This is a genomic window from Afipia sp. GAS231 (assembly GCF_900103365.1).
Classification (GTDB): Bacteria; Pseudomonadota; Alphaproteobacteria; order Rhizobiales; family Xanthobacteraceae; genus Bradyrhizobium.
In genome coordinates this window covers 3887297-3901531 of record NZ_LT629703.1, presented here as the reverse complement: position 1 = coordinate 3901531, position 14235 = coordinate 3887297, and the positions used below count along the sequence as shown (strand labels likewise).

At 62.5% G+C, this 14235-nt stretch carries 19 protein-coding genes; 13 read left to right on the top strand and 6 right to left on the bottom strand.

What is annotated here, in order from left to right; genetic code table 11:
* Window positions 1–436 precede the first annotated feature (436 nt).
* The 8 genes from ffh to BLS26_RS18435 all read left to right on the top strand — a co-directional run bounded on the left by ffh (window position 437) and on the right by BLS26_RS18435 (window position 6447).
* Window positions 437–1978: a signal recognition particle protein gene (ffh, locus tag BLS26_RS18465; RefSeq protein WP_092513447.1), complete on the top strand. Its 1542-nt coding sequence runs from the start codon at window positions 437–439 to the stop codon at window positions 1976–1978.
* Window positions 1979–2138: 160 nt separating this feature from the next.
* The gene (gene rpsP / locus BLS26_RS18460; RefSeq protein WP_092513445.1) at window positions 2139–2468 is read left to right on the top strand and encodes a 30S ribosomal protein S16; all 330 of its coding nucleotides are present in this window, start codon (window positions 2139–2141) and stop codon (window positions 2466–2468) included.
* Window positions 2469–2487: 19 nt separating this feature from the next.
* A complete protein-coding gene (rimM, locus tag BLS26_RS18455) occupies window positions 2488–3012 on the top strand; it encodes a ribosome maturation factor RimM (RefSeq protein WP_092513443.1) in 525 nt (174 codons plus the stop codon).
* 24 nt (window positions 3013–3036) lie between these two features.
* On the top strand, window positions 3037–3756 hold the full coding sequence (trmD, locus tag BLS26_RS18450) for a tRNA (guanosine(37)-N1)-methyltransferase TrmD (RefSeq protein WP_092513441.1): 720 nt from the start codon (window positions 3037–3039) through the stop codon (window positions 3754–3756).
* Window positions 3757–3865: 109 nt separating this feature from the next.
* A complete protein-coding gene (rplS, locus tag BLS26_RS18445; RefSeq protein ID WP_074821565.1) occupies window positions 3866–4246 on the top strand; it encodes a 50S ribosomal protein L19 in 381 nt (126 codons plus the stop codon).
* 135 nt (window positions 4247–4381) lie between these two features.
* Window positions 4382–4516, top strand: coding sequence for a hypothetical protein (locus BLS26_RS37065; protein ID WP_256385877.1), 135 nt, complete (start codon window positions 4382–4384; stop codon window positions 4514–4516).
* A gap of 77 nt (window positions 4517–4593) precedes the next feature.
* On the top strand, window positions 4594–6000 hold the full coding sequence (gene leuC / locus BLS26_RS18440; protein ID WP_092518226.1) for a 3-isopropylmalate dehydratase large subunit: 1407 nt from the start codon (window positions 4594–4596) through the stop codon (window positions 5998–6000).
* Between the two features lie 225 nt (window positions 6001–6225).
* Window positions 6226–6447, top strand: a complete 222-nt coding sequence (locus BLS26_RS18435) for a hypothetical protein (protein WP_092513439.1) — start codon at window positions 6226–6228, stop codon at window positions 6445–6447.
* 76 nt (window positions 6448–6523) lie between these two features.
* Here the strand turns inward: BLS26_RS18435 and BLS26_RS36310 are convergent, their stop codons facing one another.
* The 3 genes from BLS26_RS36310 to BLS26_RS18415 form a co-directional block, all read right to left on the bottom strand.
* On the bottom strand, window positions 6524–7117 hold the full coding sequence (locus BLS26_RS36310; RefSeq protein WP_172804627.1) for a hypothetical protein: 594 nt from the start codon (window positions 7115–7117) through the stop codon (window positions 6524–6526).
* Window positions 7118–7364: 247 nt separating this feature from the next.
* Entirely contained in the window at window positions 7365–7646 is a 282-nt protein-coding gene (locus tag BLS26_RS18420; RefSeq protein WP_092518224.1) for a hypothetical protein, read from the bottom strand.
* A 254-nt stretch (window positions 7647–7900) separates the two neighbouring features.
* Window positions 7901–8149 (bottom strand): hypothetical protein, encoded by a 249-nt coding sequence (locus BLS26_RS18415; protein ID WP_092513435.1) that lies wholly within the window; start codon window positions 8147–8149, stop codon window positions 7901–7903.
* A 216-nt stretch (window positions 8150–8365) separates the two neighbouring features.
* Here BLS26_RS18415 and BLS26_RS18410 point away from each other — a divergent pair, with 216 nt between their 5' ends.
* A complete protein-coding gene (locus BLS26_RS18410) occupies window positions 8366–8593 on the top strand; it encodes a hypothetical protein (RefSeq protein WP_244541617.1) in 228 nt (75 codons plus the stop codon).
* Window positions 8594–8613: 20 nt separating this feature from the next.
* Here the strand turns inward: BLS26_RS18410 and BLS26_RS18405 are convergent, their stop codons facing one another.
* Window positions 8614–8925, bottom strand: a complete 312-nt coding sequence (locus BLS26_RS18405) for a hypothetical protein (protein WP_092518220.1) — start codon at window positions 8923–8925, stop codon at window positions 8614–8616.
* Window positions 8926–9035: 110 nt separating this feature from the next.
* Between BLS26_RS18405 and BLS26_RS18400 the strand changes: the two genes are divergently transcribed.
* The 3 genes from BLS26_RS18400 to BLS26_RS18390 all read left to right on the top strand — a co-directional run bounded on the left by BLS26_RS18400 (window position 9036) and on the right by BLS26_RS18390 (window position 11023).
* Window positions 9036–9434, top strand: coding sequence for a metallopeptidase family protein (locus BLS26_RS18400; RefSeq protein ID WP_092513433.1), 399 nt, complete (start codon window positions 9036–9038; stop codon window positions 9432–9434).
* 140 nt (window positions 9435–9574) lie between these two features.
* Complete coding sequence (gene leuD, locus BLS26_RS18395) at window positions 9575–10180, top strand: 3-isopropylmalate dehydratase small subunit (protein WP_092513431.1); 606 nt, start codon at window positions 9575–9577, stop codon at window positions 10178–10180.
* A 57-nt stretch (window positions 10181–10237) separates the two neighbouring features.
* Window positions 10238–11023: a hypothetical protein gene (locus BLS26_RS18390; protein ID WP_092513429.1), complete on the top strand. Its 786-nt coding sequence runs from the start codon at window positions 10238–10240 to the stop codon at window positions 11021–11023.
* A gap of 230 nt (window positions 11024–11253) precedes the next feature.
* On the opposite strand, the gene BLS26_RS18385 is transcribed toward BLS26_RS18390, so the two are convergent.
* Window positions 11254–12132: a CoA ester lyase gene (locus BLS26_RS18385; RefSeq protein ID WP_092513427.1), complete on the bottom strand. Its 879-nt coding sequence runs from the start codon at window positions 12130–12132 to the stop codon at window positions 11254–11256.
* Window positions 12133–12249: 117 nt separating this feature from the next.
* Between BLS26_RS18385 and BLS26_RS18380 the strand changes: the two genes are divergently transcribed.
* On the top strand, window positions 12250–12900 hold the full coding sequence (locus BLS26_RS18380) for a carbonic anhydrase (protein ID WP_092513425.1): 651 nt from the start codon (window positions 12250–12252) through the stop codon (window positions 12898–12900).
* 159 nt (window positions 12901–13059) lie between these two features.
* Here BLS26_RS18380 and BLS26_RS18375 read toward each other — a convergent pair whose 3' ends face one another.
* Complete coding sequence (locus BLS26_RS18375) at window positions 13060–14094, bottom strand: aspartate-semialdehyde dehydrogenase (protein ID WP_092513423.1); 1035 nt, start codon at window positions 14092–14094, stop codon at window positions 13060–13062.
* Between the last annotated feature and the right edge of the window lie 141 nt (window positions 14095–14235).

The window sequence follows — 14235 nt, the reverse complement described above, 5'->3', positions numbered from 1 at the left end:
ACAACCCCATGCAAAGTAGAATGGCGCGCATGCTTTAGACGCCCCTTCGCGTCGCCGAAATTTTCCTGATTCCAGAAACGTCAGCTATTACAATATCTTGACGGAGGTATAATAGTACTCTATCGCGACTTTCCTTGACTTTGCCTCTTTCCAGGGGTTTAAACCGCCGACTTCTCGAAAAGACGTTCTTTTCGACCCGCCGCCCGGCCCTTGAGACCGGAGGCCAACGCCCGACAGCGCGATGCGCCCTCGGGCGTAAAATTGTTTGGAAGACGACTGGCGTTCCGGTCATCACCCGCGAAAGCGGGTGATCCAGTATCCCAGAGCTGCTCGCTTGAACCGAGAGGCTGCGGCGTACTGGATACCCCGCCTTCGCGGGGTATGACGGTGGTGGATTAGGCGACGCCTGCAAGATGCAGGACAGAGGAAAACGGCATTGTTCGACAATCTGTCGGAAAAGCTTGGTGGGATACTCGATCGGCTGACGGGCCGCGGTTCGCTGTCGGAAGCCGACGTCGATGCCGCGATGCGCGAGGTGCGCCGCGCGCTGCTCGAAGCCGACGTCTCGCTCGATGTCGTGCGCAGCTTCACCGACCGCGTCCGCGAGCAGGCGGTCGGCGCCACCGTCGTCAAGTCGGTCACGCCCGGCCAGATGGTGGTCAAGATCGTCCATGACGAGCTGGTCAACACGCTCGGCTCCGACGCTCAGAGCATCGATCTCAACGCCGTCCCGCCTGTCGCGATCATGATGGTCGGCCTGCAGGGCTCCGGCAAAACCACCACCACCGCCAAGCTCGCGCGCCGCATGGTCCAGCGCGACAAGCGCAAGGTCTTGATGGCCTCGCTCGACATCTACCGCCCGGCGGCGATGGAGCAGCTGGCCGTGCTCGGCCGCGATCTCGATATCCCGACACTGCCGATCGTGGCCGGCCAGAAGCCGGCGCAGATCGCGCGCCGCGCGCTGGAGGCCGGCAAGCTCGGCGGCTACGACGTGGTGCTGCTCGACACTGCCGGCCGCACCACGCTCGACGAAGAGATGATGAGCGAGGCTGCGGAAATCAAAACCGCCGCCAACCCGCATGAAGTGCTGCTGGTCGCGGACTCCCTCACCGGCCAGGACGCCGTCAATCTCGCACGCGCCTTCGATCAACGCGTCGGCCTCACCGGCATCGTGCTCACACGAGTGGACGGCGACGGCCGCGGCGGCGCTGCATTGTCGATGCGCGCGGTCACCGGCAAGCCGATCAAGCTGATCGGGACCGGCGAAAAGACCGATGCGCTGGAAGATTTCCATCCCTCACGTATTGCCGGCCGCATTCTCGGCATGGGCGACGTGGTGTCGCTGGTCGAAAAGGCCGCCGCCAATATCGACGCCGAGAAAGCCGCGCGCACCGCCGAGCGCATGCGCAAGGGTCAGTTCGATCTCACTGACATGCGCGAGCAGCTTTTGCAGATGGCGAACATGGGCGGCATCAGCGGCCTGATGGGCATGATGCCCGGCATTGCCAAGATGAAGAACCAGATTTCGGCCGCCGGAATCGACGACAAGATCATCAAGCGCCAGGTCGCGGTGATCGATTCGATGACGCGGCAGGAGCGCAAGAACCCCGACATCCTCAAGGCCAGCCGCAAAAAACGCATCGCCGCCGGCGCCGGCTCCAAGGTCGAGGAAGTCAACAAGCTCTTGAAGATGCACCGGAACATGGCCGACATGATGAAGGCCATGGGTTCGGGCAAGCGCGGCCCGATGGCCGGGATCGCGCAGGCCATGGGCTTTGGCGGCGGCATGCCGTCGCCCGAACAGATGAAGGCGCTGGCGGAGAAAATGCCGGGCGGCGCAGCACCGGGCGGCATGCCTGCGCTGCCCAAGGATCTTCCGGCCGGCTTGCGTTCAGGCCTGCCGAACCTACCGGGCTTAACCGGGCTCAGCGGCAAGCCAGGCTTGCCTGGCCTCGGCTTTCCGGGGAAGAAAAAATGATCGCTTCCGTCATTGCGAGCGCAGCGAAGCAATCCAGAGAGCCACAAGGAAGACTGGATTGCTTCGTCGCTTCGCTCCCTTGCACAAACGCTTCGCGTTTGTGCAAGCAATGACGAACTAACAAACCATCGCTTAATCCAACCACACGCAGGAGAACTAAATGTCAGTCGTTATCCGCCTCGCTCGCGCAGGCACCAAGAAGCGTCCGGTCTATCACGTCGTCGTCGCCGACTCGCGCTTTCCCCGCGACGGCCGCTTCATCGAGCGTCTCGGCCATTTCAATCCGCTGCTGCCGAAGGACAACGAGTCCCGGCTCAAGCTCGACATGGACAAGGTCAAGGCCTGGCTCGCCAAGGGCGCGCAGCCGTCGGACCGCGTGACCCGCTTCCTGGATGCTGCCGGCGTCGTCAAGCGCGCCGCGCGCAACAACCCGGAAAAGGCCGTGCCGCGCAAGGAGCGCAAGGCCGCCGCTGAAGCTGCTTCGAAGTAAGACGTAGCGGCGCACGACGGTGGCAGCACCGATTTGCGTCGCCCGGATCGGCGCCGCGCATGGCGTGCGCGGCGCAGTGAAACTGTGGCCATTTACCGAAGACCCGCTGGCCGTGATGGATTACGGCCCGCTGACGACCAAAGACGGCGCGCGCCAGTTCGAAGTGACGCACGCCCGTCCGGCCAAGGACCATCTGGTGGCGACGCTGAAAGGCGTTGCGACTCGCGAGGACGCCGAGCGCCTCAACGGCATCGAACTCTATGTCGCGCGTGACAAACTGCCCGCGACCGACGCGGACGAATATTACCACGCCGACCTGATCGGGCTTGCCGCCGTCAATGCTGCGAATGAACCGATCGGCCGCGTGCTGGCGATCCATAATTTCGGCGCCGGCGACATCATCGAGATCGCGCCACCGAGCGGTCCCACGTTGTTGCTGCCGTTCACCAATGCTGTGGTGCCCACGGTCGATCTTGCCGGCGGACGCGTGGTGATCGAACTGCCGCAGGAAATCGAAGGCGACGACGTTCCGACGCTCACGTGATGGGTTTCCAATGACGTGTTTTCAATGATTTGGCGCGCCACCGTTCTCACGCTTTTCCCCGACATGTTTCCGGGGCCGCTCGGCGTCAGCCTGGCGGGCAAGGCGCTGGCCTCGGGGCTGTGGTCGCTGGAGGCGCGCGATATCCGGGATTCCGCCACCGACAAGCATCGCAGCGTTGACGACACTCCGGCCGGCGGCGGACCCGGCATGGTGCTGCGGGCCGACGTGCTGGCAGCCGCCATCGATGTCGCGGAGGCTGACCAGACCAGGCCGCGCCTGCTGATGAGCCCGCGGGGTCGGCCATTGACCCAGTCGCGGGTGCTGGAACTCGCCGCCGGGCCCGGCCCCCTGATCGTCTGCGGCCGGTTCGAGGGCATCGACCAGCGGGTCATCGACGCGCGGAACCTCGAGGAAGTCTCGGTCGGCGATTACGTGCTGTCAGGCGGCGAAATCGCAGCGTTAGCGCTGATCGACGCCTGCGTGCGGCTTTTGCCGGGCGTGATGGGCAAACTGGCCTCCGGGACGGACGAGAGCTTTTCCGAAGGACTACTGGAATACCCCCAATATACCCGGCCGCAGGAGTTCGAGGGCCGGACCATCCCCGAAACCCTTACTTCCGGCGACCATGCCAAGGTGGCGGCCTGGCGCCGGGCCGAGTCCGAGGCCCTGACCCGGGCGCGGCGCCCGGATCTGTGGGCGATAAAGTCCCGCCAAACCGGGACAAAAAGCACGACAGACGGGTGACAAGCGCGCGCCTTTGCCTTATACGGGCGCCAAATCCGCGCATGGATAGATGGACGTTCGCGCAGCCCGCGCTGGACTGGCTGGGCGCGCCGCCGATGGAGATTTCAAAATGAACCTCATTCAAGAGCTCGAAAAAGAGCAGTTCGACAAGCTCGCCGCCACCAAGACGATTCCGGAATTTGGCCCCGGCGATACCGTGATCGTCAACGTCAAGGTGGTCGAAGGCGAGCGCACCCGCGTGCAGGCCTATGAAGGCGTCTGCATCGGCCGTTCCGGCGGCGGGCTCAACGAGAGCTTCACCGTTCGCAAGATCTCCTACGGCGAAGGCGTCGAGCGCGTATTCCCCGTGATGTCGCCGATGATCGACTCGATCAAGGTGGTGCGCCGCGGCAAGGTGCGTCGCGCCAAGCTGTATTACCTGCGTCAGCTGCGCGGCAAGTCGGCCCGCATCGTCGAAAAGACCGAGCGCGCTGCCGCCGTCGGCGAGTAATTCGTCTCCTCAGGAGATGTGACGGAGAGCGCGGGGCTTGCCCCGCGCTTTTTTGTTGCCCGGTACCTATATGGACATCTGCCCTGTCCAATCGATTGATTGTCGCGGCTGCAGGGCCTGTGTTAGAAATTTAAAATGGTTCCAGATCAGACCAGCACTGCCGGCCGGAACGTCGCCCCCATCGTGATCGACGACCGCTCGCGGCTGCCTGGCCGCTTCTTCGGACGCTTTGCGACCTCGGCGACCTCAGAGCTTACAAGCGCAGCCTGATGCTGCGCTGAATCTGCTCTGCTCGCGCGCTGCCGCGCTTTATCGCTCACACAGAATTTCCTTTGGAGCTGACGCTCATGTCCAAACCGACCACGCTGTACGACAAGATCTGGAACGACCACCTGGTGCACGAAGCCGATGACGGCACCTGCCTGCTCTACATCGACCGCCACCTGGTGCACGAGGTGACCTCGCCGCAGGCGTTCGAAGGCCTGCGCGCCACCGGCCGCAAGGTACACGCGCCGGAGAAGACGCTGGCCGTGGTCGATCACAACATCCCGACCACCGACCGCTCCAAGCCCAATCCCGATCCGGAGAGCATCGAGCAGATGCGGGTGATGGAAGCGAACGCCAAGGAATTCGGCATCGAGTATTTCAACGAATTCGACAAGCGTCAGGGCATCGTCCACGTCATCGGCCCGGAGCAGGGCTTTACGCTGCCCGGCACCACCATCGTCTGCGGTGACAGCCACACCTCGACGCATGGCGCGTTCGGCGCGCTGGCGCACGGCATCGGCACCTCGGAAGTCGAGCACGTGCTGGCGACGCAGACGCTGATCCAGAAGAAGGCCAAGAACATGCGCGTGTCGGTCGACGGCAAATTGCCCGACGGCGTCACCGGCAAGGACATCATCCTGGCGATCATCGGCGAGATCGGCACCGCCGGCGGCACCGGCTATGTGCTGGAATATGCCGGCGATGCGATCCGTGCACTGTCGATGGAAGGCCGCATGACCGTCTGCAACATGTCGATCGAAGGCGGCGCCCGCGCCGGCCTGATCGCGCCAGACGAAAAGGCGTTCGAATTCCTCAAGGGCCGCCCGAAATCGCCGAAGGACGAGGCCTGGGATGCCGCGATGCGCTACTGGGACACGCTACGCTCCGACCAGGGCGCGCATTTCGACCACGAGCTCAAGCTGGACGCGGCCAAACTGCCGCCGATCGTAACCTGGGGCACCTCGCCCGAAGACGTGGTCTCGATCGCGGGCCTGGTGCCGGATCCCGATGAGATCGCCGACGAAGCCAAGCGGCTGTCGAAGCATCGTGCGCTGAAATATATGGGCCTGACGGCGGGAACGAAGATCACCGACATCAAGCTGGATCGGGTTTTCATCGGCTCCTGCACCAACGGCCGCATCGAGGATCTGCGCGCGGCCGCCAAGGTCGCCGCGGGCAAGACCGTCAGCAGTCATGTCAACGCGATGATCGTGCCGGGCTCCGGCATCGTGAAGGAGCAGGCGGAAGCCGAAGGCCTCGACAAGATCTTCATCGCGGCCGGCTTCGAATGGCGCGAGCCGGGCTGCTCGATGTGCCTTGCCATGAACCCGGACAAGCTGGCGCCGGAAGAACGCTGCGCTTCGACCTCGAACCGCAACTTCGAAGGCCGTCAGGGTTTCAAGGGCCGCACCCACCTGGTGTCGCCGGCAATGGCAGCGGCCGCGGCGATCGCCGGGCACTTCGTCGACATCCGGGACTGGCATTAAAAAAGCGTTTTCGAGCGAAGCATGCCCTCGGACTTGATCCGTGGGTGGGCACCGGTTCGCACCGCAATCAAGCTTGCGCAGATTGCGTAAACTTATCTGCGGCAGAAAACGCGTCAGAACAAAAGAAGCCGTTTGTCTCGACAACGAGGCGTTCTGGAAACGCCTCGTTAACGGGCTGGGCGCAGATTGATCCCTTGCGGAAGCATTTTCGCGAGGAAACCGGCCATGGCGGACAAGCCCGAATTCGTCGATTTGATCAGCGAGGCGACCAGGCAGTCGCGTCGCAGCAATCAGTCGCGCATCGTCGATCTTCCGCCGGAGGTACCGGGCAAGGAAACCTCCCGTCTCAGCCATCGGTCGGAGCGGATGGAACAGTGGCGGCTTGAAAATATCACGCCGTGGAAGATCAAGCCGTGGAAATTCAAGGACTGGGGTTTCGGCAGCTAAGCCCTGGCAGCTAAGCCCGCGACGCTTTCCGTGAAGAAAAACAGGCGCCCGATCGGGCGCCTGTTTTTCTTTATGCTCACCAATAGCGATAGTGGTGCCAGTGGTGGCGCCGATGCCAATAGTGGTGACGGTACCACGGGCGATAGCGGCAGATCCTGTGCGGCCCGTAATAGGTCCAGACCACCCGGCAGTAGCGGTGCGGATAACCGTAATAGTAGGGATAGTAGGACGCTCCGTAGAAGCGCCGGAAGTGATGATGCCGGTGAAAGAAGTGCGGCCGATAGTACGCATGGCGATAGCCGCCATAGTGGAACGCGCGATAGCCGCCATAGCCACCACCGCGGAACACGTGCGCGGCGCGGAAACCACCGCCATGAAAGCCGCCGCCGTGAAAACTACCACCGTGGAAACCTCCACCATGGAAACCTCCACCGTGGAAGCCACCACCTCCGCCGTGGAAACCGCCGCCGCCATGGCCGCCACCACCGTGACCGCCGCGAACCGGGATCACCGATCCGTCGGTCGCGACTTTCGCCAACGGCGCAGTGCCGGGACTGGCAAGCGAAAACGCCTCGGCGCGCTGTTGTGAGAAGGCTGCGAGAACGAGGATGGCCGCAGCCGCAAGACCCAGACGGCGGACAAGGCCGCGTCCGGGATTGGATGTCGTCATCGATGAACCTCCCTAACCGGCGTCGATGCCTTGCGCCGCACGGCGGCGGGCCGCGCCGCGTTTGTGTGCGATCGCCCCATCATGACATTACGGACAGGCACGTGAACCCGCCATGAATGCGCGCGCCGCAACGAAGAAATGCTTCGTCGCTTCGTAGGGTGGGTTAGCCGCAAGGCGTAACCTACCTCTTCTCTCTCGGGCAAAGAGGGTGGATTACGCTAGCGCTAATCCACCCTACGATTCATCTTCACCAGAACGGACCAAAGCCGAGGCCGAACGGGAACGGCGCCGGCGCGTAATACGGATACGGCCGATAATAATAGGGCCGCGCATAGTAATAGGACCGATCGTACGTACGATAGCCGTAGTGACGATCATGGTGCCGGTAGTGACGGCGTGCGCTGATGTCGATCGGATCTCGCGTAACAGCCGACTTTGCTTGCGGCGCAGCCGCAACCTGATCGATCGTTGCCGGAGTGGCAAATACAAATGCGCCCGCAACGAGGGCCGCGCCGATCAAACGCTTCATGATGAGCTCCTGGTTGGATCGATATGGCCAGATAACGTGAAGCGAACGGGCCGGTTTCGCAACCGCGACATCATGCACCAGCGGAGATTGAAACGAAAAGACCGCCGAAACGAAAACAGGCCCGCGATAGCGGGCCTATTTGAATTCAATTATTTGGTTGACGCGTTTTCTACCGCAGATAAGTCTACGCAATCTGCGCAAGCTTGATTGCTATGCGAACCGGTAGCCACTTCGCTTGAAAACGCTACGGGATATTACCAGCGGCGCCAGTGATGACGATGATGCCAGCGGTGGTGACGATGCCAGCCGCGGTGCCAGCGATGGTGATGATGATATCCCCACCTGACTTCGGTGGTATCGGCTTTGATATCCTGCTGGACCGCCGCGGCGGCGCCGGGATTGCTGAGCGACAGCGCTTGTGCGGTCGGAGCGGCGAGCACGAGCAATGCGCCGACGGCCGCAAGCCCAAAAACTTTGGCCGGAGATACTTTCGTCACCTGCATCTAGGGTCTCCCTGGGTTCATGTGAGCCGCATCGACGCGACGCAGTTCAGATGTTGAAGCTGATCACGTGAATGCGGCCTGAATGATCGCGCCACGAACATGAATGCGGATCACATGTCGTTGTTCCGCTGCGCAGGACAATATTTTCACGCGCGTGCGCAAAACCGTCGTAGACTGTCGCCGTATCTTCTTGAGTTGGTTCTTCAGGAGATCGTCATGACATTACCATGCATGCACAGTTCGATGTCGCGCGCCGCGATGGCGACGGCTTCGATCGTCGCTGGCGTGTCGTGGGCCAGTGCTGCCCTTGCGTCGCAGGGCCCCGGCGGCGGGATGGGAACCGCAAGCCATCTCACCCAGGTGGTCATGGCCATCCTGGTCTACGGCGCATCAGCGCTTGTCGTCGCCGCCGGACTGATCGGTGCCATGCGAAAGCAACACTAAGTCAGCAAGCGACAGAGTGCCTAGCCGGGCCGCCAGTAGCAGTTCATGCGCGGCGTGATCACCGTGCCGCTCGGCCGACGTTCCTGCACATAGGTCGCCGTGCAATCCCGCACCGCGTTGGGGCCGGGGTTGTAGCGGGGATAGACGTCGGGCTCCCAATCGGGCCGGTAGATCGGCACGCGCCGCAGCTTTCGGCTTTGCGCGGACACGTCCGTGACCGACACGGCCGGCTTCCGCGCGCCCTGCGTCGCCGTTTGCGCCTGCGCGGCCGTGCCCGTGAGCAAAAGCCCGGCGAAAGCCACCCAAAGTGCAACCGTCACAAACCGCGTCATATCGCCCACCCAAGCCTGATATCAGGCCGTACGGTCTCCGATTGGAGCGCCAAGGTCAACTCCCGCAAAACCGGTATGCGCCGGTCGGGAACATGTTCTAAGTAGGCGTCATGTGGACCGAAGCAAAAGCCCCCTCGCTCGCCGAAATGGAAGCCATGGCGCATGAGGTGTTCGAGCGCCTGCCGGCTGATTTTCGCACTCTGTGCGAAGGCGTGATCCTGCGCGTCGACGATTTTCCGACCGACGAAGTCCTGGACGAGATGCAGGCGCAATCCGAATTCGACCTGCTCGGCCTGTTCCAGGGCACCGGCCTGCCGCAGCAGAGCCACGGCGACATCGCCCGCCTGCCCAACATGATCTGGCTCTACCGCCGGCCGATCCTCGACTACTGGGCCGAGCATGAGGAAACGCTGGGCCATATCGTCCGCCACGTCCTGATTCACGAAATCGGGCACCATTTCGGGCTCTCCGACGCCGATATGGAGGCGATCGAGGCCAATGCAGGTTAGGCCATAGCGTTTTGTGGAGCCCGGTTCGCGTCAAGAAAACGCGTCAAACAAAGCAACCATGCGGAAATTAGCCTTTTGCCAAGGCCCTATTCGGTATAAATCAGCCGCCCTATCCCTCATTTCAGACCGGGAAGCGATCGATGGAAAAGTTCACCACACTGGAAGGCGTCGCGGCGCCCTTGAAGATCATCAATGTCGACACCGACATGATCATTCCGAAGCAGTACCTGAAAACCATCAAGCGCACCGGCCTCGGCAAGGGGCTTTTCTCGGAACAGCGCTACAAGGATGACGGCAGCGAGAATCCCGATTTCATCCTCAACAAGCCGGCCTACCGGAATTCGAAGGTGCTGGTCGCCGGTGATAATTTCGGCTGCGGCTCGAGCCGTGAGCACGCGCCGTGGGCGCTGTTGGATTTCGGCATCCGCTGCGTGATCTCGACCTCGTTCGGCGACATCTTCTACAACAACTGCTTCAAGAACGGCATTCTGCCGATCCGCGTTGCCCAAGAAGATCTCGACAAGCTGTTCGACGATGCCGACCGCGGCTCCAATGCGACGTTGTCGATCGATCTCGCCAAGCAGGAAATCCGTGGCCCCGACGGCGGCACGGTGAAGTTCGAGATCGATCCGTTCCGCAAGCATTGCCTGCTCAACGGCCTCGACGACATCGGGCTGACGATGGAGAAGAAGACCTCGATCGACAGCTACGAAGCCAAGGCGAAGAAAGAACGCGCCTGGGCTTGATGTTTCTCTGAGAGCCCCGAGCAAAAATCGGGGCTCTTTTTTTATGGGGCGACGCGGATGCGGCCTGACGTCGTCAGCTTCTGGCATGGCCCGCTCGACGGGCTCCGGCTGACCTGCCTGCGATCGCAGGTCGCTGCCGGCCACAAGGTCACCGTCTACAGTTTCGACCCGCTCGCCGGCCTGCCCGACGGCGTCGGCAATGCCGAGGCCGAGGCGATCCTGCCGCATTTCTTTGCCGAACGGCTGCGTCCGCCGGAGCCCGACGGAAGCTGGCGTGACTGGACCATTCTGCAGTTCAGCGATTTCTTCCGCATGCGGCTGATGGCGGAAAAGGCCGGGCTCTGGCTCGACGCCGACGTGCTGCTGTTGAAGCCGGTCGAGATCGATCCGGCAAAACCCTATTTCGCCTGGGAGCGTCCGCGCCAGCTCGGCAACTCGGTGCTGTATTTGCCGCCGGACGACAAAATCGTGCGCGCGTTCGAAGAGCTGATGGAACAGGACGAACTGACGCCGGACTGGCTGGCGCTGCGCCATCGCCTGACCTTTGCCTGGCGGCAATGGCGCGGCCGTTCAAACCGCCTTTCCGATATCAGGGTCGCGATCTACGGTCCGGCCGCGCTCACAGCCTTGGCGCGCCGGTCGAATGAATTGCAGCATGCGCTGCCGAAGCAGTCGTTCTATGCCGTGCATGCCGAACCGAAGCTGTTTTTCGAGCGCTCGGATTTTTCGGCGCTGCTCGCCGATCCCGGCATCATCGGCCTGCACATCTCGCCCAAGGGCCGCGGCGGTGAAGAGCCGATCCCGGGAAGCCTGTATGCCTGGGCGGCGGAGAAGTTCGGTTGAGCACGGACTCCTCCCTTCTCCCATCGAAGTCGGATTTATCCGACTTCGACAATTAATATGCCCAACTCGGGTAAACCCGAGTTGGGATGGGAGAAGGTGGCGCGCAAAGCGCGCCGGATGAGGGGTTTCTATCCGCGGAGAGAACCCCTCACCCGTCCGCGATGCCGCGCATCGCGTCCACCCTCTCCCACAGGGGGGAGAGGGGAAGAGGGCCTCGACCGTGGGATGAATCAACTTCCCATCGCCGCGATCGCGTCGGCAATCGCGATCGTGCGCTTGGCCATGTCGGCGTGCAGCCGCTCTACCATCCGGCCGTCGAGCTGGATCGCGCCGCGCGAGGCGTTTTCGGGCTTGGCAAATGCCGCGATGATCTTGCGGGCTTCAGCGACCTCTTCGGCCGGCGGCGTGAAGATGGCGTTGCAGGCTTCGATGTGGCTCGGATGGATCAGTGTCTTGCCGTCGAAGCCGAGATCGCGGCCCTGGGCGCATTCGGCGGCAAAGCCGTCGATATTGGCGATGTCGCTGTAGGGACCGTCGAGAATTTCCAGCCCGTGTGCGCGCGTCGCCAGAATACAATGCGTGATCATCGGGATCATCGCCGCCCGGCCCGGCGCCATCCGGATCCGCGTCTCCCGCGAAATATCATTGGGTCCGAACACGAAGCCGGCGAGGCGGGTTTCCGAATCCTTGGCCGCGGCAGCGAGCTTGTCCGCGTCCAACACCGCGCGCGCGGTCTCGATCATGGCCCAGACCCGGATCGAGGTGTCGGCGTTGATGTCACTAAGACGGTCGGCGATGGCATTGAGATCGCCGACGGTGGAGATTTTGGGAACCAGGATGCCGTCGGGCCTGGCCTTGCCGGCCATGCCGATATCGTCGACCCACCAGGGCGTATCGAGGCTGTTGATGCGGATCAGCACCTCGCGCTTGCCGAACCCACCGGCCGCGACCGCCTTGGCGATCTGGTCGCGGGCGGTAGCCTTGGCGTCCGGCGCCACCGAATCCTCGAGGTCGAGAATGATGCCATCGGCGGGCAATATGCGCGCCTTCTCCAGCGCCCGCGCGTTCGATCCCGGCATGAACAACAGGCTGCGGCGCGGACGGGTCATCGGCGAGTTCCTTGAGCATTTTTTTGGCAACCACGCCTAACATTTCGAGCCGGGGCCCGAAAGCCTTGTTCCTGTCATCGGCCTGTGGTTAGGCAAGGGCCAATCAAGGCGGAAAGCATGGCTGAATTTCCCAAACATCTGATCGAAGGCTACCGGACCTTCACCTCGCAGCGGCTGCCGACCGAGCAGACCCGCTATCGGGAACTTTCCGAGCGCGGCCAGTCGCCCGCCGTCATGGTGATCGGCTGCTGCGATTCCCGGGTTTCGCCGGAAGTGATTTTCGACGCCGGCCCGGGCGAGCTGTTCGTGGTGCGCAACGTCGCCAATCTGGTGCCGGTATTCCAGCCCGACGGCGGCGCGCATGGCGTCTCGGCGGCATTGGAATACGCGGTACAGGTCTTGAAGGTGAAACACGTCGTGGTGCTCGGCCATGCCCAGTGCGGCGGCATCAAAGCCTTCATCGACGATATCGATCCGCTGTCGCCGGGCGACTTCATCGGGCGGTGGATGCAGATGTTCATCAAGCCCGGCGAGAAGGTCAGCCAGCGCGAGCATGAGAGCCGGCAGGATTTCACGACGCGGATCGAAAAGGCCGCGGTGTTTCGCAGCCTCGAAAACCTGATGACGTTTCCGTTCGTGCGCAACAGTGTCGAGCGCGGCGAGATGAGCCTGCACGGCGCCTATTTCGGCGTCGCCGAAGGCTCGCTGTTCGTGCTCGATCCGGTGGCGAAGGAATTTCGCGGCATCGGCGAGTTAGTGGGCGAATAGCGAGATCGCGTAGTCTCGTGGCCCGGAACTGTCCTCATCCTGAGGAGCGGCCACTTGGCCGCGTCTCGAAGGATGGGCCACGGGCCTCATGGTTCGAGACGCGCGAAGACGCGCTCCTCACCATGAGGGACTCACTTCAATAATCCTATTCGCCGCCGCTCAGGCGGCCTTCTTCTTGGCGCTGATCAGCTTGCGGTTGATCAGGCACTCGGCGATCTGGATCGCGTTCAGCGCGGCACCCTTGCGCAGGTTGTCGGAGACGCACCACAGCGACAGGCCGTTCTCGACCGTATTATCCTCGCGGATGCGGCTGATATAGGTCGCGTCCTCGCCGGCCGCCTCATACGGCGTGACGTAGCCGCCTGGCTCGTGTTTGTCGATGACGAGGCAACCCGGCGCGTTGCGCAGGATGTTGCGCGCCTCGTCGGCGCTGATCGGGTTGGCGAATTCGATGTTAACGGCTTCGGAGTGGCCGACGAACACAGGCACGCGGACGCAGGTCGCGGTCAGCCTGATTTTGGGATCAAGAATCTTCTTGGTCTCCATCATCATCTTCCACTCTTCCTTGGTGTAGCCGTCCTCCATGAACACGTCGATCTCGGGGATGACGTTGAAGGCGATACGCTTCGGGAATTTCTTGTTGACCAGTTCGCTGTTGGTGTAGACGGCCTTGGTCTGCGTGAACAGTTCGTCCATCGCATCCTTGCCGGCGCCCGACACCGATTGATAGGTCGCGACCACGACGCGGGTGATGGTAGCCTTGTCGTGCAGCGGCTTCAGCGCGACCACGAGTTGCGCGGTCGAGCAGTTCGGGTTGGCGATGATGTTCTTCTTGGTGAAGCCCGCGACCGCGTCGGCGTTCACTTCCGGCACGATCAGCGGCACGTCCGGATCCATCCGCCAGGCCGACGAATTGTCGATCACGACGCAGCCTGCGGCGCCGATCTTGGGCGACCATTCCTTCGACACCGCGCCACCGGCCGACATCAGGCAAATATCGACGTCGGAAAAATCATAGTGCTCGAGCGCTTTGACCTTCAGGGTTCGGTCGCCATAGGAGACCTCGACGCCGACGCTGCGGCGCGAGGCCAGCACCACGACCTCGTCGGCGGGGAATTTGCGCTCGTCCAGGATGTTGAGCATTTCGCGCCCGACATTGCCGGTCGCACCGACCACCGCGACTTTGTAACCCATCGTTCACTCTCCGAGGAAAAATGCTTGCCCGCCGCGTCAAGCGGAAAGGGAAGAGGCAGCGCTTCTATGCGAGAAACGCCCGCAAGACAACGTTTTACCGTGCGTTTGGGCGTTTGATGCATTCGTTTCCGGCTAGAACAG